The organism is Pseudomonas sp. KH_050 (assembly GCF_057838875.1).
Genome location: NZ_CM174478.1, coordinates 4,657,061 through 4,677,939, shown reverse-complemented (window position 1 = coordinate 4,677,939; position 20,879 = coordinate 4,657,061). Strand labels below are relative to the sequence as shown.

Annotated in this window: 17 protein-coding genes; all 17 read left to right on the top strand. The window is 59.2% G+C overall.

Annotation, left to right across the window (positions count from 1 at the left end):
• Complete coding sequence (flgJ, locus tag AC3IUA_RS21260; RefSeq protein WP_489356877.1) at positions 1 to 1,284, top strand: flagellar assembly peptidoglycan hydrolase FlgJ; 1,284 nt, start codon at positions 1 to 3, stop codon at positions 1,282 to 1,284.
• A 10-nt stretch (positions 1,285 to 1,294) separates the two neighbouring features.
• Complete coding sequence (gene flgK / locus AC3IUA_RS21255; protein WP_489356876.1) at positions 1,295 to 3,349, top strand: flagellar hook-associated protein FlgK; 2,055 nt, start codon at positions 1,295 to 1,297, stop codon at positions 3,347 to 3,349.
• 14 nt (positions 3,350 to 3,363) lie between these two features.
• Positions 3,364 to 4,941, top strand: coding sequence for a flagellar hook-associated protein 3 (locus AC3IUA_RS21250; RefSeq protein WP_489356875.1), 1,578 nt, complete (start codon positions 3,364 to 3,366; stop codon positions 4,939 to 4,941).
• A gap of 363 nt (positions 4,942 to 5,304) precedes the next feature.
• Entirely contained in the window at positions 5,305 to 6,231 is a 927-nt protein-coding gene (locus tag AC3IUA_RS21245; protein ID WP_489356874.1) for a ketoacyl-ACP synthase III, read from the top strand.
• A 296-nt stretch (positions 6,232 to 6,527) separates the two neighbouring features.
• Positions 6,528 to 8,195 (top strand): flagellin N-terminal helical domain-containing protein, encoded by a 1,668-nt coding sequence (locus tag AC3IUA_RS21240; RefSeq protein ID WP_489356873.1) that lies wholly within the window; start codon positions 6,528 to 6,530, stop codon positions 8,193 to 8,195.
• Positions 8,196 to 8,269: 74 nt separating this feature from the next.
• Positions 8,270 to 8,614, top strand: coding sequence for a flagellar protein FlaG (locus AC3IUA_RS21235; protein WP_489356872.1), 345 nt, complete (start codon positions 8,270 to 8,272; stop codon positions 8,612 to 8,614).
• A gap of 81 nt (positions 8,615 to 8,695) precedes the next feature.
• On the top strand, positions 8,696 to 10,051 hold the full coding sequence (gene fliD / locus AC3IUA_RS21230) for a flagellar filament capping protein FliD (protein ID WP_489356871.1): 1,356 nt from the start codon (positions 8,696 to 8,698) through the stop codon (positions 10,049 to 10,051).
• A gap of 153 nt (positions 10,052 to 10,204) precedes the next feature.
• Complete coding sequence (gene fliS, locus AC3IUA_RS21225; RefSeq protein ID WP_489356870.1) at positions 10,205 to 10,594, top strand: flagellar export chaperone FliS; 390 nt, start codon at positions 10,205 to 10,207, stop codon at positions 10,592 to 10,594.
• A 24-nt stretch (positions 10,595 to 10,618) separates the two neighbouring features.
• The gene (fliT, locus tag AC3IUA_RS21220) at positions 10,619 to 10,915 is read left to right on the top strand and encodes a flagellar protein FliT (RefSeq protein WP_489356869.1); all 297 of its coding nucleotides are present in this window, start codon (positions 10,619 to 10,621) and stop codon (positions 10,913 to 10,915) included.
• Between the two features lie 173 nt (positions 10,916 to 11,088).
• Positions 11,089 to 12,564, top strand: coding sequence for a sigma-54 dependent transcriptional regulator (locus AC3IUA_RS21215; RefSeq protein WP_489356868.1), 1,476 nt, complete (start codon positions 11,089 to 11,091; stop codon positions 12,562 to 12,564).
• Positions 12,565 to 12,644: 80 nt separating this feature from the next.
• Positions 12,645 to 13,874 (top strand): sensor histidine kinase, encoded by a 1,230-nt coding sequence (locus AC3IUA_RS21210; protein WP_489356867.1) that lies wholly within the window; start codon positions 12,645 to 12,647, stop codon positions 13,872 to 13,874.
• Between the two features lie 5 nt (positions 13,875 to 13,879).
• A complete protein-coding gene (locus AC3IUA_RS21205; RefSeq protein WP_489356866.1) occupies positions 13,880 to 15,292 on the top strand; it encodes a sigma-54-dependent transcriptional regulator in 1,413 nt (470 codons plus the stop codon).
• A 130-nt stretch (positions 15,293 to 15,422) separates the two neighbouring features.
• Positions 15,423 to 15,752: a flagellar hook-basal body complex protein FliE gene (gene fliE / locus AC3IUA_RS21200; RefSeq protein WP_489356865.1), complete on the top strand. Its 330-nt coding sequence runs from the start codon at positions 15,423 to 15,425 to the stop codon at positions 15,750 to 15,752.
• Between the two features lie 15 nt (positions 15,753 to 15,767).
• Positions 15,768 to 17,549, top strand: a complete 1,782-nt coding sequence (fliF, locus tag AC3IUA_RS21195) for a flagellar basal-body MS-ring/collar protein FliF (RefSeq protein WP_489356864.1) — start codon at positions 15,768 to 15,770, stop codon at positions 17,547 to 17,549.
• The gene (gene fliG / locus AC3IUA_RS21190) at positions 17,542 to 18,561 is read left to right on the top strand and encodes a flagellar motor switch protein FliG (RefSeq protein ID WP_489356863.1); all 1,020 of its coding nucleotides are present in this window, start codon (positions 17,542 to 17,544) and stop codon (positions 18,559 to 18,561) included. The genes fliF and fliG overlap by 8 nt, the downstream gene beginning before the upstream one ends.
• Entirely contained in the window at positions 18,562 to 19,335 is a 774-nt protein-coding gene (gene fliH, locus AC3IUA_RS21185) for a flagellar assembly protein FliH (RefSeq protein WP_489356862.1), read from the top strand.
• Entirely contained in the window at positions 19,325 to 20,683 is a 1,359-nt protein-coding gene (fliI, locus tag AC3IUA_RS21180) for a flagellar protein export ATPase FliI (protein ID WP_489356861.1), read from the top strand. Before fliH ends, fliI begins: the two co-directional genes overlap by 11 nt.
• Positions 20,684 to 20,879 lie beyond the last annotated feature (196 nt).

The following is a 20,879-nucleotide window of genomic DNA, read 5'->3' as shown; positions in this document are numbered from 1 at the left end:
ATGGAAATTCAGAAAGGCGCTCGGGTGAGCAGCAGCGATTCGGGTTCCTACTCCGACCTCAACCGGCTTAACCAGCTCAAGGTCGGTGACAAGGACAGCGAAGGCAACATGCGCAAGGTGGCGCAGGAGTTTGAGTCGCTGTTTCTCAACGAAATGCTCAAGTCCATGCGTTCGGCCACCGATGCGTTGGGCCAGGACAATCCGCTCAATACTCCGGCGGCCAAGCAGTACCAGGAAATGTACGACCAGCAGCTGGCGGTTTCCATGTCCCGTGAGGGCGGCGGTATCGGTCTGGCGGATGTATTGCTGCGCCAGATGTCGAAAACCAGGCCGACCCACGCAGCGACTGACTCGACCTTGTCGACCGCAGCTCAAGACGCGGCCAAGGTGCCGGTTGCGACTCCGATCGCTGCCGGGACCACCGGCACCAACGGCGCCTTGAGTCGTCTCAACGGTCAGCGTCCCTTGTGGGCCTCGCGCTCGGAAAACCCGTCACAACCGGCTGCCGAGGGCGCGAGCCATGACGTCAGGACGTTGCTCAATCAGCGGCGCCTGGCATTGCCACCCAAGCTCGCCGACCGGTTGTTGACAGGGATTGTGCCTTCGGCGACCACCGCCGCCGTCGCCAGTCATCACAGTGCGTTGCCGGCCCGTACCACGGCCGCCGCCGATGCAGTCATCAAGGGTGATTGGCAGCCCGCGCAAAGCTTTGCCGCGCCTGGCGGGCGAATGCAAGTCTACGGTCGGGCCCTGGCCCAGCCACCGTTGGCGCCAGCGAAAAAAGCCTTCGGATCGGCAGACGAATTCGTCGCCACCATGCTGCCCATGGCGCAACAGGCGGCTGACCGGATCGGCGTCGACCCACGCTACCTGGTGGCCCAGGCCGCACTGGAAACCGGCTGGGGTAAATCGGTCATGCGCCAGCAGGACGGCACCAGCAGCCACAACCTGTTTGGCATCAAGGCCAGCGAAAGCTGGAAGGGCGCTCAGGCCCGGGCAATCACCAGCGAGTTCAGGAATGGCGAGATGGTCAAGGAGACGGCCGAGTTCCGTTCCTACGATTCTTATCAAGACAGCTTCCATGACCTGGTGACCTTGCTGCAAAGCAACAATCGTTATCAAGAAGTCCTGAAGTCGGCCGATAACCCGGAACAGTTTGTGCGCGAGTTGCAGAAGGCCGGTTATGCCACCGACCCGGACTACGCCAGCAAGATTTCACAGATAGCCAAACAAATGAAGAGCTACCAGAACTACGCTGCGGCGAGCTCCTCCACGACTTTATAAGGTTTGAACCATGGCGAGTTTGATCAATATCGGGATGTCGGGGCTCAATGCGAGCCAGTCGGGGTTAGCGACTGTCGGTAATAACATTGCCAACGCCAATACCGCGGGCTACTCACGCCAGCAAAACGTTCAGACCAGCGCAGCCTCTCAACAGTATGGCAATGTTTTTATTGGCAGCGGCACAACCCTGGCGGATGTGCGCCGGGTGTACAACGCCTACCTCGATAGTCAGTTGCAGACCACCACCTCGCTCAACAACGACGCCAAGGCTTATCTCGATGAGATTGGTGCGGTAGATAAACTGTTGTCCGATAAAACCACCGGGATCACGGCGGCGCTGAGCAGCTTTTTCTCTGCCCTGCAAACTGCTGCGGCTACTCCGGACAACGTCTCCTCCCGACAGTTGTTGCTCACCAGTTCGCAAACGCTGAGCAACCGTTTCAACTCCATTGCCTCGCAATTGAACCAGCAGAATGAAGGTATCAATGGTCAGCTGGGCACCTTGACCGGTCAGGTCAACCAGTTGACCTCGTCGATTGCCTCGCTCAACCAGCAGATCGCCCAGTCCACGAACTCCGGCAACGCGCCTGCCAACCTACTCGACGCACGTAATGAAGCCGTTCGTTCGTTGAACGAGCTGGTCGGCGTGAAAGTTCATGAGCGCAATGGCAGCTACGATATTTCCCTCGGCACCGGGCAATCGCTGGTCCTGGGCAACACCGCCAACAAGCTGTCGGCGACCCCGGCAAACGGCGACAAAAACCAGTTCAACATTCAGATCAGTTACGGCCAGTCCAGCACCGATGTGACCTCGGTCATTACCGGCGGCAAGATCGGCGGCTTGATCCGCTATCGTGACGAGGTACTGGCGCCCGCCATGAACGATCTGGGGCGTACCGCTCTGGTGGTCTCGGGGGCGATCAACAGCCAGCTGGGCCAGGGGCTGGACTCGAACGGCGAGTTCGGTGCTTCTCTGTTCAATAACATCAACAGCGCCACCGCCATCAGTCAGCGTAGCCAGGGTGCTTCGAGCAACAGTGCCGGCTCCGGCAATCTCAACGTCACTATTACCAATACCAGTGCGCTGTCGATTCACGACTACAAAGTCACCTTCAGCAGCCCTACGCAGTACAGCGTCACCCGTTCCGACGGCACTGCCATGGGCTCTTTCGATACATCGACCACGCCGCCACCGGTGATCGACGGCTTTACCCTGTCACTCGACGGTCAAGGCCCCCTCAGCGCCGGCGACAGTTTCAAGGTGTCGCCGACCCGTGGCGGTGCTACGACCATTGGCACGCAGTTGACTGACGCCACCAAGCTGGCCTTTGCCGCGCCTTTGGCGGCGACGGGCAGCGCGGGCAATGACGGCACTGGGACCATTGACCCGCCATCGCTGAAAGTTCCCTTGAACATCTACGGCGGCGCGGACCTGGCTCAGCTGCAAGGCGCCATCGAGCACTCGATGCCGGTCAAGATCGCCTTCGGCAAGCCCGATCCGTTGACCGGTACTCAGACCTACACGGTGCATGACTCCAAGGGTAACTCGATCGGTAATGGCAGCATTATCCCGGGCCAGAAAAACCAGCTGACAATCAACGTGCCGATGCGCGATGCCAGCGGTCAGCCGATTCTCGACGGTGCCGGTCAGCCGAAAACCTTCAGTTTCGACACCGCGGTGGGTGGCTCGCCAGCAGAGGGCGACAGCTACACCGTCGCATTCAACGCCGATGGCAAGTCGGATAACCGTAACGCCAATCAGCTGCTGGAGTTGCAGACCAAGGCAACCGTCGGGGTGACCGGAGGCAATGCTGGAATCAGCATGACCACCTCCTACAGTCGCTTGGTGGAGCAGGTCGGTGCGCAGGCGAATAAGGCCGGCGTCGATAGCGCCGCCACCAATGCGATTTTGACCCAAGCCAAAGCCAGTCGAAATTCGGTGTCGGGGGTCAACCTGGAAGACGAGGCTTCCGACCTGATCAAGTTCCAGCAGTACTACACCGCGTCGTCGCAGATCATCAAGGCCGCGCAAGAAACCTTCAGCACGCTGATCAACAGTCTTTAAGGGAGTCGTCGACGATGCGAATTTCTACCGCGCAGTATTTTGAGTTCAGCGCCGCCAAGTACGCGGATAACTTCTCTAGTACCATCAAGACTCAGGAGCAAGTGACTTCGGGTGTGCGTATTCAGTCTGCGGCAGATGATCCGGTCGGCGCTGCCAGGCTGCTGCTGTTGCAGCAGCAAAAGACCATGCTGGCCCAGTACAGCGGCAACATGAGCAGCCTGAAAAACTCGCTGACCAACGAAGAAAGTGTGCTCGATGGCGTCAATACTGCGCTGCAGCGTGCCCGTGAACTGGCCCTGAAGGCCGGCGGCGCGGGTGGTGGGGGGATCAGTGATGCCGACCGCAAATCGATTGCCGTCGAGATTGGCGAGCTCGAGAACCAGGTCATGAGTCTGCTCAACAGCAAGGACTCTTCTGGCCAGTACATGTTCTCCGGCTCCAAAACCTCGACGCCGCCTTATTTACGTAACAACGACGGCACTTACTCCTATCAAGGTGACGAGACGCCGTTGAGCCTGCAGGTGTCGGACACTTTGGCGATTGCCAGCAACGATACCGGCAAGAGCATTCTGGAGGGGGCGATCAACTCCGGACGGACCCAGGCGACCTTGCAGCCGCCATCGGTCAATGATGGCAAGGTCACGGTTTCGGCAGGCTTGATGAACTCAAACAGCGCCTATACCAAGGGCTTCGCTGCCGGCGAACCTTACCAGCTGACTTTCCTCAGCAGCACCCAGTACACGCTGACCGATGCCGCGGGTAACGACATTACCTCTGAAGTGCCGGGCAACGGGGTCTTCGATTCGAAGAAGGAAGGAGGGTCGACCATCAGCCTGCGAGGTGTGGAGTTCGATATCGCCCTTAACCTCAAGGACACCGATACCGACCCCGACGCTGCGGTCAAGGATCACGTCTTCACCCTGGAAACCAAACCTGACAGCTTTAATGCCTCGCGCACGCCAAGCAACCCGTCCACTGCCCAAGTGACCAGTGCCAGCGTCGCCGATAAGGCCGCGTACACCAGCACCTTCCCCAATAGTGGCGTGGTCATCAAGTTCACCAGTGCCAATGACTATGAGGTCTACGCACAGCCATTGAATGCCGACAGTAAGTCGATTGCCAATGGCACTATGACCGGTAGCTCGATCACCGCAGCGGGTGTGACGTTCGACATCACCGGCGTGCCTGCGACGGGCGATCAGTTTGTGGTAGGGGCTGATAGCCACAAAAGCCAGAGTGCACTGGATACCTTGAGCCAGTTGCGCAAGGCCCTGGAAACACCCTCCGATGGTGATCCTGTTGCTCAAGCCAGGCTCAAGGACGTGGTCGATGCGACGATCAGCAACCTGTCCAACGCCAGTGATCAGGTGGACAACGTCCGAGGTTCCATCGGTGCACGGTTGAACTCCCTGGATATCCAGGGGGCCGAGAACGTCAGCCTGACCCTGGCCAATACTGTTACTCAGTCGGCGATTGCCGATACTGACCTGAGCACCGCATCGATCGATCTGGCGTTCCAGCAGGCAATGTTGCAAGCCTCGCAACTGGCCTTTGTGAAAATCTCCCAACTGAGCCTGTTCAACAAGCTCTGATCCCTTTGTTCGAACGCCGGCTCGCCCTGAAACCAGGTCGGGCCGGTTTTGTTTTGGCTTACTGTTTGCTTTACTTTTGCGTGGATTTGTCGCTTGTCGAACGGGTTAGTGGCTGTCGGCGGCTTCTGGGTGTTAGACGGTTTTACACAAAGCAGGCAAAATCAAGTGACCTATGAGTCATAAAGCGCATCTTCACTGTATCGTGTGAAAAGGATGGGCGGGTGCCAAGCCTGTGCAAGGTCGATTTTCAGGGTGTTGGCATCCACTTGCAGCGCATCGTTTGCGCAGTGACCCCTCTTTATTGTCAGCGCCTCTCGATCGTGCGAGCGGTGATCTCCAGTTTTTCAGTATTGGGAAGCCACAATGATTGGCATAAAAAGCATCGCCAGTTACGTGCCAGCGAGCGGTCTTGATAACTACGCCCAAGGCGCGAAGTTCGATAAAGACGAAGAATTCATCCTCGGCAAGATCGGCTCGGCATTCCTGCCGCGCAAGGACGCTGCCCAGGAAACCTCCGACCTGTGCGTCGAAGCGGTCAACACGCTGTTTGCCAACAACCCGCAGCTCAAGCGCGAATCCATCGACGTGCTGATCGTCGTGACCCAGAACGGTGACGAAGAAGGCCTGCCCCATACCTCGGCGATCGTCCAGGACAAGCTGGGCCTGTCGACCCGCGTGGCGGCTTTCGATATCTCCCTGGGATGCTCCGGCTACGTTTACGGCATCTATGCGCTCAAGGGCTTCATGGAAGCCACCGGCCTGAAAAATGGCCTGTTGGTGACTGCTGACCCGTACTCGAAAATTGTCGACCCGGAAGATCGCAACACCACCATGTTGTTCGGCGACGCGGCCACCGCGACCTGGATGGGCGAAGACGCTCCCTGGCAGCTGGGCAAGGCCAAGTTCGGCACTGACGGCTCCGGCGCGCCGCACCTGAAGGTCAGCGACGGGGTTTTCTTCATGAACGGCCGCCAGGTGTTCAACTTCGCGCTGCTGAAAGTCCCGGCCCACCTGCACGAATTACTCAATGAGTCGGACCTCAAGCCCGAAGACATCGACGCTTTCTGCATCCACCAGGGCAGCGCGGCGATCGTCGACGCCGTGGCGCGGCGCTTCGAAGGCGAGCCTGAGAAGTTCATCAAGGACATGGTCGAGACTGGCAACACGGTCTCGTCGAGTATTCCCCTGCTGCTGGAAAAACACGTGATCGATTCCTCTTGGTCGCGTGTAGCACTCAGTGGTTTCGGTGTGGGCTTGTCCTGGGGCTCGGCGATCATCTATCGCCCTTGATGCCTTGACCGAGCAACAAAAAACGCCCAGGGTCGAAAGACCCTGGGCGTTTTTTGTTATGGGTGACTCGCTGGATCGGATGTTCACATCTCCCCCGTAGGAACTGCCACAGGCTGCGATCTTTCAAGGTTGTAACGCCTTGAATTCGAAAGGGTGGCACGGTGCTAGTAAAAAAAATCAAAAAACCCCTCAAGCAACTCGCTTTCACGACGATAACTATTACGAAGGTTCTCTAGGCCACACCCGGCGGTTGCCAGGGCCGGAAGCCGCAGCACCCATCCAACGAGGAATTCGTCATGGCTTTATCTGTAAATACCAACATCACCTCCCTGGGCGTTCAGAAAAACCTGAACAAGGCTTCCGATGCCCTGAGCACCTCGATGACCCGTCTGTCTTCCGGCCTGAAAATCAACAGCGCCAAAGATGACGCTGCCGGCATGCAGATCGCCAACCGTCTGACCAGCCAGGTCAAAGGCTTGAACGTTGCCGTGGCCAACGCCAACAACGGCGTTTCCATCGCCCAGACCGCTGAAGGCGCGATGCAGGAATCCACCAACATTCTGCAGCGTCTGCGTGAACTGGCTCTGCAAGCAGCGAACGGTGATAAAAGCGACGACGACCGTACTTCCCTGCAGCAAGAATTCACCGCAAAAGTCGGCGAGCTGACCCGTATCGCTCAAACCACCACTTTCGGTGGTCGTAACCTGCTGGACGGTTCGTTCCAGAACGTTGGTTTCCAGATCGGTTCCGACGCCAACCAGACCATCTCGTTCGGCATGACCGATATCAGCGCTACCGGCCTGAAAGGTTCTTACGGTGAAGCGACCTCGGCAGGTAAGGTGACTGATCTGGCGGCCAAGGTCACTGGCGGTGTGTTCAGCTCGTTCACTTTAGATGGTACTGGTGCTTTTACTGCGCCCGGTGCTGGCACCACAGAAACGCTGAATATTGCTGGTAAGGCTGTTACGTTGGATGACACTGCCACGGTCACTACTGCAGTCGCCGCAATCAATGCTCTGACTAAAGATACTGGCGTCACTGCTGTCGATGACGCCGGCACAATCAAGCTCAGTTCCGATAAAGCTTTTGATGTGTCCAGCACTGGTACAGGCGCAGGCTTTACTGTTGCTCCTGCTTCCGCAGTTAGTGGTTTGGTGGCTGATACACAAATCAATATCAACGGTACTAATGTTGATTTTGTTGCCGGTGACGATCTTACTGATCTTGAGACGGCAATCAATGCTCAAACTGGCGCTACAGGTGTTACTGCCTCCCAAGACACGGGTCGTCTTGTATTGACTTCAGCTGATGGCAAAGCTGTCAACCTGACCAATGGTAGCGATGCCACTACAGGTCCGGGCGCTTTGGCCAAAGTGGGTCTTTCTGCGGGCACTACTCAAGCCAAGTTGACAGCTGATACTTCGGTGACTCTGAACGGCGTTGAAGTGAAGTTCAAAAAGGGTGACACCGCTGATTCGATCGTATCCTCGATCAATAGCGCGAGCACCGGTGTGATTGCCAGCAAAAACTCGGACAACACCTTGTCTCTGTTCTCCAACAAAGGCATCACTGTTGCTGACGGCAGCGCCGGCACTGGTCTGACTACCCTGGGCCTGACTGCAGGCAGTACTACCGCTATCACGGTAGAAACCACTGTTTCGAACCTGAGCATTCAGACTTCGGACGATTCTCAGCGCGCCATCCAGGCTCTGAACGACGCTATCCAGCAGGTTGACAGCCAGCGTTCCCAGCTGGGTGCGGTACAAAACCGTTTCACCAGCACCGTGGCCAACCTGCAAAGCATCTCGGAAAACTCCACCGCAGCCCGTAGCCGCGTACAGGATGCCGACTTCGCTTCGGAAACTGCCGAGCTGACCAAGCAACAAACCCTGCAACAGGCATCTACCGCGATCCTGTCCCAGGCTAACCAACTGCCGTCGTCCGTACTGAAGCTGCTTCAGTAAGATCGGCGCTGGGTAAATAACGGAAGCGCGCGTTTACGTGCCCTTCCGTTTTTTCAGTTAGTGAGGAAGTGGACATGGACATAAGCGTCAAGCTGAACCAGTCTTACCCGGCTGTTGCTGCTCAAAGTGGCAGTGTTCCCACCAATACCCTTCAGCCAAAAACTGAAGAGCCCCCAGGGCCGAAGCTGGAGCTCAAGCGCTCGGATCTGGAAAAAGCCGTGACCGACATTCGCGATTTCGTTCAGGCGACTCAGCGCAAGCTGGACTTTTCCATTGATGATTCCACCGGCAGGGTGGTGGTCAAGGTGATTGCCACCGACAGCGGTGAAGTGATCCGGCAGATTCCGTCGGAGACTGCACTGAAGCTGGCGCAAAATCTGAGCGATGCCAGCAGCCTGTTATTTGATACCAATGCCTGAGGTGGCATGAAATGTGTTGCTGTCTGCGCTTGAGGTCTTGTTCGTCAAGAAAGCAGCTGCCACCGAATAAGGAGAGAAGAAATGGCCAGTTCAACGATAAGCGGCCCAGGTTCGGGTATTGATACGCAAGCGATCGTCAAGGCGTTGGTCAACGCTGAAAAGGCGCCCAAGCAGAATCAGATTACCGCTCAGCAAAAAGATACCACCATCCAGCTTTCGGCCCTCGGTACGGTCAAGGGTGCGTTGGACGCTTACCGTGCTGCTATCGCCAAGTTAAATAACGCTTCGAGTTTCAACGGTTTGAGCGGTTCTACTTCCGATGAAAAACTTTCCAAGGTCACCATCGATGACACGGCCTCCAGCGGCAAGTACGCGTTAGACGTGGAACAATTGGCGACTTCTTCGAAAATCAGTAGCAAGGTGTTTTCTGGTGGAAACTCGGCGGTAGTGAATGCCGGCGCCGATGCCCAGACCTTGACTATCTCCCAGTCGGGAACAGATTACGATATCTCGGTCGCTGCCGGGGCGACCATGCAACAAGTGCGGGACGCGATCAATACCCAACTGCAGTCCAAGGGTATCAGTGCCAACGTATTGACCGACTCCAATGGTTCACGTCTGGTGCTGAGTTCACCCAACACCGGTGCCGGTACCGAAATCACCATGAGTGGCAACTCCGAGCTGGCGAGCGGCTATGTCACCGTGGCATCCCCGCAGAACGCCAAGTACACCATCGACGGGATCTCGATGGAGTCCACCAGTAACAAGGTGAACTCCGCCATCAGTGGTGTGACTATTGAGTTTGTGAAAGAGGGCGAGTCGACGGTCACGGTGGGCGGCAGCACCGACACCCTGAAAACTTCGGTGCAATCCTTCGTCAGCGCCTATAACACGCTGATGACTGCTATCAACGTTCAAACCAAAGTTAACGCTACCGGCGACGCCGCCACCACCACCAGCGGTGCATTGACTGGCGATGCCTCGATGCGTCAACTGGTATCCAGTCTGCGGGGTGAGTTGCTCAACAGCAGTGGTTCGAAAGCCATCAGTGGGCTGTCGCAGATGGGGATCAGCACTGACCAGAAATCCGGTTTGCTGACTCTTGATGACAAGAAGTGGGACAAGGCGGTCGCCACGGGAGCGGCGGACATTGCCAAGGTATTTACCGGTGACAGCGGTTTGATCTCGCGCATGACCAAGGCCACCGCCGGCTATGTCGGCAGTACCGGGCTTTTGGCCTCGCGTACCACCGACCTGAACAACAAGTTGACGGACCTGACCACCCAGCAGAAAGATCTCGATCGCCGGATCGAAAGTCTGCAGGCATCGCTGACGGCCAAGTACACCGCGATGGACTCCCTGGTGGCCAAACTCAGGGCTACCGGCGACAGCATCATGACTACCCTCAACTCGCTGAATAATCCCAAGTCTGACTGACGTGGCCGAGGGCAGATAAAGCTCGGGTCAGCCCAGTGAGGCGACCTGGGTTTTTTCATCAAAAGCTCGGCAAGCGTTAAAGTTTTTTGCGACACAGTCGACACAATGGTCAGAGCAAATCCTTTTAGTTGTTGCCTGTCACGAGGTAGAAACATGAATCCCATGAGAGCCCTTCGCCAATACCAGAAGGTCAATTCCCACGCTCAGGTTTCTGAGGCCAGCCCCCATCGTCTGGTGCAGATGCTGATGGAAGGCGGGCTCGACCGCATGGCCCAGGCCAAGGGCGCCATGAGTCGCGGCGACATCGCGCAGAAAGGTCTGATGCTCGGTAAGGCGATTGAAATCATCTCCGGTCTGCGTGAAGGGCTCGATGCCGAGAAAAGCGAAGATCCGGCCGCGGTGCAGCAACTGGACAGTCTGTACGAGTACATGAGTTCGCGGTTGGTGGTAGCCAACGTAAAAAATGATCCGGAAATCATCGACGAAGTAGCCCGTCTGCTGATCACTGTCAAAAGCGGCTGGGATGCGATTGCCACACAATAGGCCCGCGCGCCTGAGGATGACGTCATGAGCCATGCACTGCAGCGGATTGAAGAAACGCGTGAAGCCTTGATCGACGCATTGGCTGAACGCAACTGGGAGGCGATCGGCGAGCTGGATGTGACTTGTCGGGCGTGTGTTGATGATGTGCTCAGCGAGGCGCCGATCGATGAGGCGGCGCTGCGGGACAATCTTGAAAGCCTGCTGGTGGTCTATCGGCAGCTGCTGGAAGTGACCACGGGCGAACGCCGGAGCATAGTTTACGAGATGTCTCAGATCCAGCAAGCGAAGAGCGCGGCAAAGGTTTACCATCTGTTCGGCTGATCTGGCTCAGTTAATCCGAATATAGTGCGCCATAAATTTGACTGTGCACGTTTTTTTGACTTAACTAGTGCTGTTTCAAGATTTCAGACGTCTATCGTGTAGGAAAATGCCTGCAGACGTCTAGCTGCCCCGTATTTTTCGGGCATTGAGTTGACTAGGGAAGTTGCTATTGCATGTGGCGTGAAACCAAGATTCTGCTGATTGATGACGATAGCGTCCGTCGCCGCGACCTTGCGGTGATTTTAAATTTTCTTGGCGAAGAAAATTTACCCTGCGCTAGCCATGATTGGCAGCAGGCTGTCGGCTCTTTGTCATCCAGTCGTGAAGTGATCTGTGTCCTTATCGGGACCGTAAATGCTCCTGGCGCTGTTTTAGGCTTGCTTAAGACACTCGCATCCTGGGATGAGTTCCTTCCGGTTTTGTTAATGGGCGATATTTCTGCCGTTGACCTGCCTGAAGACCAGCGCCGACGGGTGCTTTCGACCCTGGAAATGCCGCCCAGCTACAGCAAGTTGCTCGATTCCCTGCATCGCGCCCAGGTCTACCGCGAGATGTACGATCAGGCGCGCGAGCGCGGTCGGCATCGTGAGCCCAATCTGTTTCGCAGCCTGGTCGGCACCAGCCGGGCGATCCAGCATGTGCGGCAGATGATGCAGCAAGTGGCCGATACCGACGCCAGCGTGCTGATTCTCGGCGAGTCCGGCACCGGCAAGGAAGTGGTCGCGCGCAACCTGCACTACCACTCCAAGCGGCGTGACGGGCCATTTGTGCCGGTCAATTGCGGCGCCATTCCGGCCGAGTTGCTGGAAAGCGAACTGTTCGGCCATGAGAAGGGTGCATTCACCGGGGCGATCACCAGCCGTGCCGGGCGTTTCGAGCTGGCTAACGGCGGTACCCTGTTCCTCGACGAGATCGGCGACATGCCGTTGCCGATGCAGGTCAAACTGTTGCGCGTACTGCAGGAGCGCACCTTCGAACGGGTCGGCAGCAACAAGACCCAGAGCGTCGATGTGCGGATCATTGCCGCGACTCACAAGAACCTCGAAAGCATGATCGAGGTCGGTTCTTTCCGTGAAGACCTGTACTACCGCCTGAACGTCTTCCCGATCGAAATGGCCCCGCTGCGCGAGCGTGTCGAAGACATTCCGTTGCTGATGAACGAGCTGATCTCGCGCATGGAGCACGAGAAGCGCGGTTCGATCCGCTTCAACTCGGCAGCGATCATGTCGCTGTGCCGTCACGGCTGGCCGGGCAACGTCCGCGAGCTGGCCAACCTGGTGGAACGCATGGCGATCATGCATCCGTACGGGGTGATCGGCGTGGTCGAGCTGCCGAAGAAGTTCCGCTATGTGGACGATGAAGACGAGCAACTGGTCGACAGTCTGCGCAGCGACCTGGAAGAGCGGGTGGCCATCAACGGCCACACCCCGGACTTCGCCGCTGGCGCGATGCTGCCGCCGGAAGGCCTGGACTTGAAGGACTACCTCGGAGGTCTGGAGCAGGGCTTGATCCAGCAGGCACTGGATGACGCCAATGGCATCGTCGCTCGGGCTGCCGAGCGCCTGCGTATTCGTCGCACTACCCTGGTGGAGAAGATGCGCAAATACGGCATGAGCCGGCGTGACGGTGATGAACAGGCGGATGATTGACAGTTTTTTTCAGGCACGGGTATTGCTATAGCTCTCGCAACGTTGCGTTTAACTGACGCTCAGCCAAGCGAGTAAGCCCGATGCCTCAAGCCGCCCAGCTGTCTCCTGCCCCTCAAGCCTTGGGGCAATCGTCGTCTGTAGAGCAGGTAAGTCGGCAGGGGCTTGAGCAAGCGTTTGCCCTGTTCAGCCAGATGTCGAGCCAGCTGACCGACTCCTACAGCATGCTCGAAGCACGCGTCACCGAGCTCAAGGGTGAGCTGGAGGTGGTCAGTGCCCAGCGCATGCAAGAGCTGGCCGAGAAAGAACGGCTGGCCAACCGACTGCAAAACCTCCTCGATCTGTTACCTGGCGGTGTCATCGTCATCGATGGCCAAGGCAGGGTCCGCGAAGCCAATCCGGCCGCCTGCGAACTGCTTGGCCTGCCGTTGGTGGGTGAGCTCTGGCGTCAGGTCATCGGGCGCTGCTTCGCACCCCGTGAAGACGACGGACATGAAGTTTCCCTGAAAGATGGTCGACGCTTGTCGATTGCCACCCGGTCGCTGGATGCGGAACCTGGACAGTTGGTGCTGCTCAACGACCTGACTGAAACCCGTCACCTGCAAGACCAACTCGCCCGTCATGAACGCTTGTCGTCCCTGGGGCGAATGGTCGCTTCTCTGGCGCACCAGATCCGCACGCCGTTGTCGGCGGCGTTGATCTACGCCAGCCATTTGACTGACCAGCAACTGCCGGTTGCCACCCAGCAACGCTTTGCCGGACGCCTGAAAGAGCGTTTGCACGAGCTGGAGCATCAGGTGCGCGACATGCTGGTATTTGCCCGAGGCGAATTGCCGCTGACCGATCGGGTTACCCCTAAAACCTTGATGCAGTCGCTGCAAGCCGCGGCGCAGACGCATGTGCAGGGCCTGCCGCTGCGCTGGCAGTGCGACGCGCATGCCGGCGAGTTGCTGTGCAATCGCGACACGCTGGTCGGTGCCGTGCTCAATCTGATTGAAAACGCGATCCAGGCCAGCGTCGGCGCGGTCCGTTTGAAGGTGCATCTGTATGCCCGTGAAAACACCTTGCGCCTGTGCGTCAGCGACAGCGGCAGTGGCATCGACGCGGCGCTGCTGGCGAAATTGGGCGAGCCGTTTTTTACCACTAAAACCACCGGAACCGGCCTCGGGCTGACCGTGGTCAAGGCGGTGGCACGCGCCCATCAGGGAGAATTGCTGTTGCGCTCGCGGCTCGGTCGCGGCACCTGTGCATTAGTGGTTTTGCCGCTGTTTTCGGCTGGACACGAACACGAACACGCCCGGGGAAGGGAGTGAAGGTCATGGCGGTCAACGTTTTACTGGTCGAAGACGATCGTGCCCTGCGCGAAGCGCTGGCCGACACCTTGCTGCTGGCCGGGCATCAATACACCGCCGTCGGCTCGGCCGAGGAGGCGCTGGAGGCGGTAGCCGCGCAAGCGTTCAATCTGGTGGTCAGTGATGTGAATATGCCGGGCATGGACGGGCATCAGTTGCTCGGCTTGCTGCGCGCGCGTCAGCCGCAACTGCCGGTGCTGCTGATGACCGCCCACGGAGCGGTCGAGCGGGCGGTGGACGCCATGCGCCAGGGCGCGGCCGATTATCTGGTCAAGCCATTCGAACCCAAGGCCTTGATCGACCTGGTGGCGCGGCACGCCCTGGGTTGTCTCGGCGCTGCCCGGGACGAAGGTCCGGTGGCCTTCGAACCCGCCAGCGCGCAACTGCTCGAGCTGGCAGTGCGGGTCGCTCGAAGTGATTCCACGGTGTTGATCTCCGGCGAATCCGGCACCGGCAAGGAAGTGCTGGCGCGGTATATCCACCAGCATTCCCATCGCGCCAGTCAGCCGTTTATCGCGATCAACTGTGCGGCGATTCCCGACAACATGCTTGAAGCTACCTTGTTCGGCCACGAGAAGGGCTCGTTCACTGGCGCCATTGCCGCCCAGGCCGGCAAGTTCGAGCAGGCCGATGGCGGCACCCTTTTGCTCGACGAAATTTCCGAAATGCCCCTGGGCCTGCAAGCCAAGTTGTTGCGGGTGTTGCAGGAGCGTGAGGTGGAGCGCGTCGGCGGGCGTAAACCCATCCCCCTGGATATCCGCGTGGTGGCGACCACCAACCGTGACCTGGCTGGGGAAGTGGCGGCGGGGCGCTTCCGTGAAGACCTTTACTACCGGCTCTCGGTGTTTCCGCTGGCCTGGCGTCCGTTGCGCGAGCGTACCGCCGACATCCTGCCGCTGGCCGAGCGGCTGCTGGCCAGGCACGTTCATAAAATGAAACACGCCGCGGCGCGCCTGTCGGTCGAGGCCCGGGCCTGCCTGATCGGCTATCCGTGGCCGGGAAACGTGCGTGAACTGGATAACGCGATCCAGCGGGCGCTGATCCTGCAACAGGGTGGCATGATTGAGCCTGAGGATTTCTGCCTGAAGGGTCCCGTGGCCTGCGCGCCTTTGCCGTCGTTGGTCGTGCCTGGCCAGCCGCAGGTGCGCGCCACGCCAGTCGCCAGGGAGTCGGGCGAGTCGGGCGAGTCGGTGGGGGCGCTGGGTGACGATCTGCGTCGGCGCGAGTTCCAGATGATCATCGATACCCTGCGCGCCGAGCGCGGACGTCGCAAAGAGGCGGCCGAGCGCCTGGGCATCAGCCCGCGGACCTTGCGCTACAAGCTGGCGCAAATGCGCGACGCCGGCATGGACGTCGAGGCTTATTTGTTCGCCACCTGATTCGTCTGTCAGCAACGGCCGCTATTGGCTTTTGTTCGAGGCAGGCCGGGAGCTGGCACCCTTGTTGCTAACAGCTCATTACCCGTCGCCTGAGCGTCAAAAAATTGCGGGTCGTCAAAGAGAGCAGACCATGAGCCAAGGTATTGAATTTAATCGGTTGATGTTGGACATGCGGTCCATGCAAATGGACGCCATGGCTCAAGCGAAGTCGACTGTCGCAGTGCCGCAAGTGCCCGGCAGCAGTTTCTCCGACATGCTCGGGCAGGCCGTCAACAAGGTCAACGATACTCAACAGGCCTCGAGCCAGTTGGCCAGCGCTTTCGAGATCGGCAAAAGCGGCGTCGACCTCACCGACGTAATGATTTCCTCGCAGAAGGCCAGCGTCTCTTTCCAGGCGTTGACCCAGGTGCGTAACAAGCTGGTTCAGGCGTACCAAGACATCATGCAGATGCCGGTTTAAGGAAGACATCGAGTCATGGCAGAAGCAATCTCCGATAACGTTCCGGCGAAGGCCACCCCGGCAGACGGCAAACCGCCGCTGTTCGGCTTGTCCTTTCTGGAAAACCTCTCCGAGATGACCATGTTGCGTCAGGTCGGCCTCATGGTTGGTCTGGCCGCGAGCGTGGCGATTGGTTTTGCCGTGGTGTTGTGGTCCCAGCAGCCCGATTACCGGCCGCTGTACGGCAGCCTTGCCGGTATGGACGCCAAGCAGGTCATGGACACCCTGGCCGCTGCCGATATTACCTACACCGTCGAGCCCAACTCCGGTGCCTTGCTGGTCAAGGCCGATGATCTGTCGCGGGCGCGGCTCAAGCTGGCCGGTGCCGGCGTGACCCCGACCGACGGCAATATCGGTTTTGAGATCCTCGACAAGGACCAGGGCCTGGGTACCAGCCAGTTCATGGAAGCGACCCGTTATCGTCGTGGCCTTGAAGGTGAACTGGCGCGGACCATCTCCAGCTTGAACAACGTCAAGGGCGCGCGGGTGCACCTGGCGATTCCGAAGAGTTCGGTGTTCGTGCGTGACGAGCGCAAGCCCAGTGCTTCGGTACTGGTGGAGCTGTATTCCGGTCGCTCGCTGGAGCCGGGCCAGGTGTTGGCAATTATCAATCTGGTGGCCACCAGCGTTCCTGAACTGAGCAAGTCGCAGATCACCGTGGTCGACCAGAAGGGCAATCTGCTCTCCGACCAGGCGGAAAACTCCGAACTGACCATGGCTGGCAAGCAATTCGATTACAGCCGGCGCATGGAAAGCATGCTTACCCAGCGTGTGCACAATATTCTGCAGCCGGTACTGGGCAACGACCGCTACAAAGCCGAGGTTTCGGCTGATGTCGACTTCAGCGCCGTCGAGTCGACTTCCGAGCAGTTCAACCCGGACCAGCCGGCGTTGCGCAGCGAGCAATCGGTCAATGAACAACGCACCGCCAGCAACGGCCCGCAAGGCGTACCGGGTGCCCTGAGCAACCAGCCACCATCGCCGGCTTCCGCGCCGCAAACCACCGGAGGCGCCACTGCATCGGCCGGCATGGTGCAGCCAGGCCAGCCATTGCTCGATGCCAACGGTCAACAGATCATGGACCCGGCCACCGGTCAGCCGATGCTGGCACCGTACCCGGCGGACAAGCGTCAACAATCGACCAAGAACTTCGAGCTGGATCGCTCCATCAGCCACACCAAGCAGCAGCAGGGCCGGTTGAATCGCCTCTCGGTGTCGGTGGTGGTGGATGACCAGGTCAAGCTCAACGCGGCCAATGGCGAAATCACCCGTGCGCCGTGGAGCGCCGACGAATTGGCGCGCTTCACCCGCCTGGTGCAGGACGCGGTGGGTTTCGACGCTAGCCGTGGCGATAGCGTCAGCGTGATCAACATGCCGTTCTCCGCCGAGCGCGGTGAAGTGATTGCCGAAATTCCGTTCTACTCCCAACCCTGGTTCTGGGATGTGGTGAAGCAACTGCTCGGGGTGTTGTTCATCCTGGTGCTGGTGTTCGGTGTGCTGCGTCCGGTGCTCAACAACATCACCGGCAAAGGCAAGCAACTGGTCGGTTTGGACAGCGATGTCGAGCTGGGTGGTATGGGCGGTCTGGATGGCGAACTGGCCAACGATCGCGTCAGCCTCGGTGGCCCGCAAAGCATCCTGCTGCCGAGCCCGAGCGAAGGTTATGACGCACAGTTGAATGCAATCAAAAGTCTGGTGGCAGAAGACCCGGGTCGCGTGGCTCAGGTCGTGAAAGAGTGGATTAACGCAGATGAGTGATAACCGAGCCGCCGCCGCCAAACTTTCCCGGGTCGACAAGGCCGCGATTCTGCTGCTGTCCCTGGGGTCGACCGATGCCGCGCAGGTGCTGCGGCACATGGGGCCCAAAGAGGTCCAGCGGGTCGGCGTGGCCATGGCGCAGATGCGCAATGTGCACCGCGAGCAGGTCGAGCAGGTGATGAGCGAGTTCGTCGAAATCGTCGGCGACCAGACCAGCCTTGGCGTCGGTTCCGATGACTATGTGCGCAAGATGCTTACCCAGGCCCTGGGCGAAGACAAGGCCAACGGCCTGATCGACCGGATCCTGCTGGGTGGCAACACCAGCGGCCTGGACAGCCTGAAGTGGATGGAGCCACGGGCAGTGGCGGATGTGATCCGTTACGAGCACCCGCAAATCCAGGCGATAGTCGTCGCCTACCTGGACCCGGACCAGGCCGGCGAAGTGCTCGGGCATTTCGACCATAAGGTACGGCTCGATATCGTGTTGCGGGTTTCCTCGCTCAACACTGTCCAGCCTGCGGCCCTGAAAGAGCTCAACCAGATTCTCGAGAAGCAGTTCTCCGGCAATTCCAACGCTTCGCGCACCACTCTGGGCGGCATCAAGCGTGCTGCCGACATCATGAACTTCCTCGACAGCTCGATCGAAGGTCAGCTGATGGACGCGATTCGCGATGTCGACGAAGACCTGTCCGGTCAGATCGAGGACCTGATGTTCGTCTTCAACAACCTCTCCGATGTCGACGATCGGGGTATCCAGGCACTGCTGCGCGAAGTTTCCTCGGACGTACTGGTGCTGGCCCTCAAGGGCTCGGACGAAGGCGTCAAGGAGAAGATTTTCAAGAACATGTCCAAGCGAGCCTCCGAATTGTTGCGCGACGACCTCGAGGCCAAGGGCCCGGTGCGTGTCAGCGATGTGGAAACCGCGCAGAAAGAAATCCTCACCATTGCCCGCCGTATGGCCGAAGCCGGAGAAATCGTTCTCGGCGGCAAGGGCGGCGAGGAAATGATTTAAGTGGGGCCTTCCAACAAAGACGAATCCCCCAGCGACCTGATTCGCGCCTGTGACGTCGGTGGTTTCGACGTCTGGTCGCTGCCCAGTTTCGACCCGCATCAACCGGAGCCTGAGCCCGAGCCGATCGTGGAAGAAACACCGGTCGAGATGGAAGAAGTGCCGCTGGAAGAAGTCCAGCCACTGACCCTTGAAGAGCTCGAAAGCATCCGCCAGGAGGCCTATAACGAAGGCTTCGCGACCGGTGAGAAAGAGGGCTTTCACAGCACTCAACTCAAGGTGCGCCAGGAAGCCGAAGTGGCCTTGGGCACTCGACTGGCCAGCCTTGAACGGCTGATGGGCAACCTGTTCGAACCGATTGCCGATCAGGACTCGCAGATCGAGAAGGCCATGGTCGGATTGGTCGAGCACATCACCCGGCAGGTCATTCAGCGCGAACTGGCGATCGATTCGACGCAGCTCGAGCGGGTGATGCGCGAAGCGTTGAAGCTGTTGCCGCTGGGCGCGGAGAATGTCCGCCTGTTTATCAATCCACAGGATTTCGAACAGGTCAAAGCCCTGCGCGAACGCCATGAGGAAAAATGGCGAATCGTCGAAGACGCCACGTTGCAGCCCGGTGGCCTGCGGGTTGAAACCCCCCACAGCCGCATTGATGCGACGATCGAAACGCGGATCAGTCAGGTCATGGCCAAACTCTTCGACCAGTTGCACGAACAGGCTTTGCATCCGGCCGCAGCGGACCTGAGCATTGAACTGGACACTCCCGATGCGCCTTGAGCGAACCAGCTTCGCCAAGCGCCTGGGCAGCTACGCCGAGGCCACCCAATTGCTCGGTCAGCCAATCCTTGAAGGGCGTCTGTTGCGCATGGTCGGCTTGACGCTTGAAGCCGAAGGCTTGCGCGCGGCCATGGGCAGTCGCTGTGTGGTGATCAACGATGACAGTTATCACCCGGTGCAGGTCGAGGCTGAAGTCATGGGTTTCTCCGGCGACAAAATCTTTCTAATGCCGGTGGGCAGTGTCGCCGGCATCGCGCCGGGCGCGCGGGTGGTTCCGCTGGCCGATACCGGTCGTTTGCCGATGGGCATGAGCATGCTCGGCCGGGTGCTCGATGGCGCCGGGCGGGCGCTCGATGGCAAAGGGGGCATGAAGGCCGAAGACTGGGTGCCGATGGATGGCCCGACCATCAATCCGCTCAAGCGCAACCCGATCAGTCAGCCGCTTGACGTGGGTATTCGCTGCATCAACGGTTTATTGACGGTCGGCCGCGGTCAGCGCTTGGGGCTGTTCGCCGGTACCGGCGTCGGCAAGAGTGTGCTGCTGGGGATGATGACTCGCTTTACCGAGGCCGACATCATTGTCGTCGGGCTGATCGGCGAGCGCGGTCGTGAAGTTAAAGAGTTCATCGAGCATAGCCTCGGTGAAGAAGGCCTCAAGCGCTCGGTGGTCGTCGCGTCCCCAGCGGATGATGCGCCGCTGATGCGCTTGCGCGCGGCGATGTATTGCACGCGGATTGCCGAATACTTTCGCGACAAGGGCAAGAATGTCCTGTTGCTGATGGATTCGCTGACCCGTTTCGCCCAGGCCCAGCGGGAAATCGCCCTGGCCATCGGCGAGCCGCCGGCGACCAAGGGGTATCCGCCTTCGGTGTTCGCCAAACTGCCGAAACTGGTGGAGCGCGCCGGTAACGCCGAGGCGGGCGGTGGTTCGATCACTGCGTTCTATACCGTGCTCTCGGAAGGCGACGACCAGCAGGACCCGATCGCCGACTCTGCACGGGGTGTGCTTGACGGTCACATCGTGTTGTCGCGGCGCCTGGCGGAAGAGGGGCACTACCCGGCCATCGATATCGAAGCCTCCATCAGCCGGGTCATGCCGTCGGTGGTCAGCGCCGAACACATGCAGCGCGCGCAACACTTCAAACAGCTCTGGTCGCGCTACCAGCAAAGCCGTGACCTGATCAGCGTCGGCGCCTATGTGCCTGGCGGCGATCGGGAAACCGATATGGCCATTGCCTTGCAGCCCGCCATGGTCACCTATCTGCGCCAGGGCTTGAACGACAACATCAGCCAGGGCGAGAGCGTGGCCCATCTCGCCTCGGTATTCGCCCCCGCGGTCGGCGGTTAACGCGCCATGGCCCGATACCTGTGGCGCGTACTTGTAGCAGCTGGCGAAGCCTGCGTCCGACTGCGCAGCAGGCGCCAGACCTGCTTGCACGGCTCGCCTGAAACACCGCAGCGCTTGATTTTACGACTGCTGCGCAGTCGGACGCAGCCTGGCGGCAGCTGCTACAGGTCGCGTGTCGCCTTGTCTGGTTGGTATT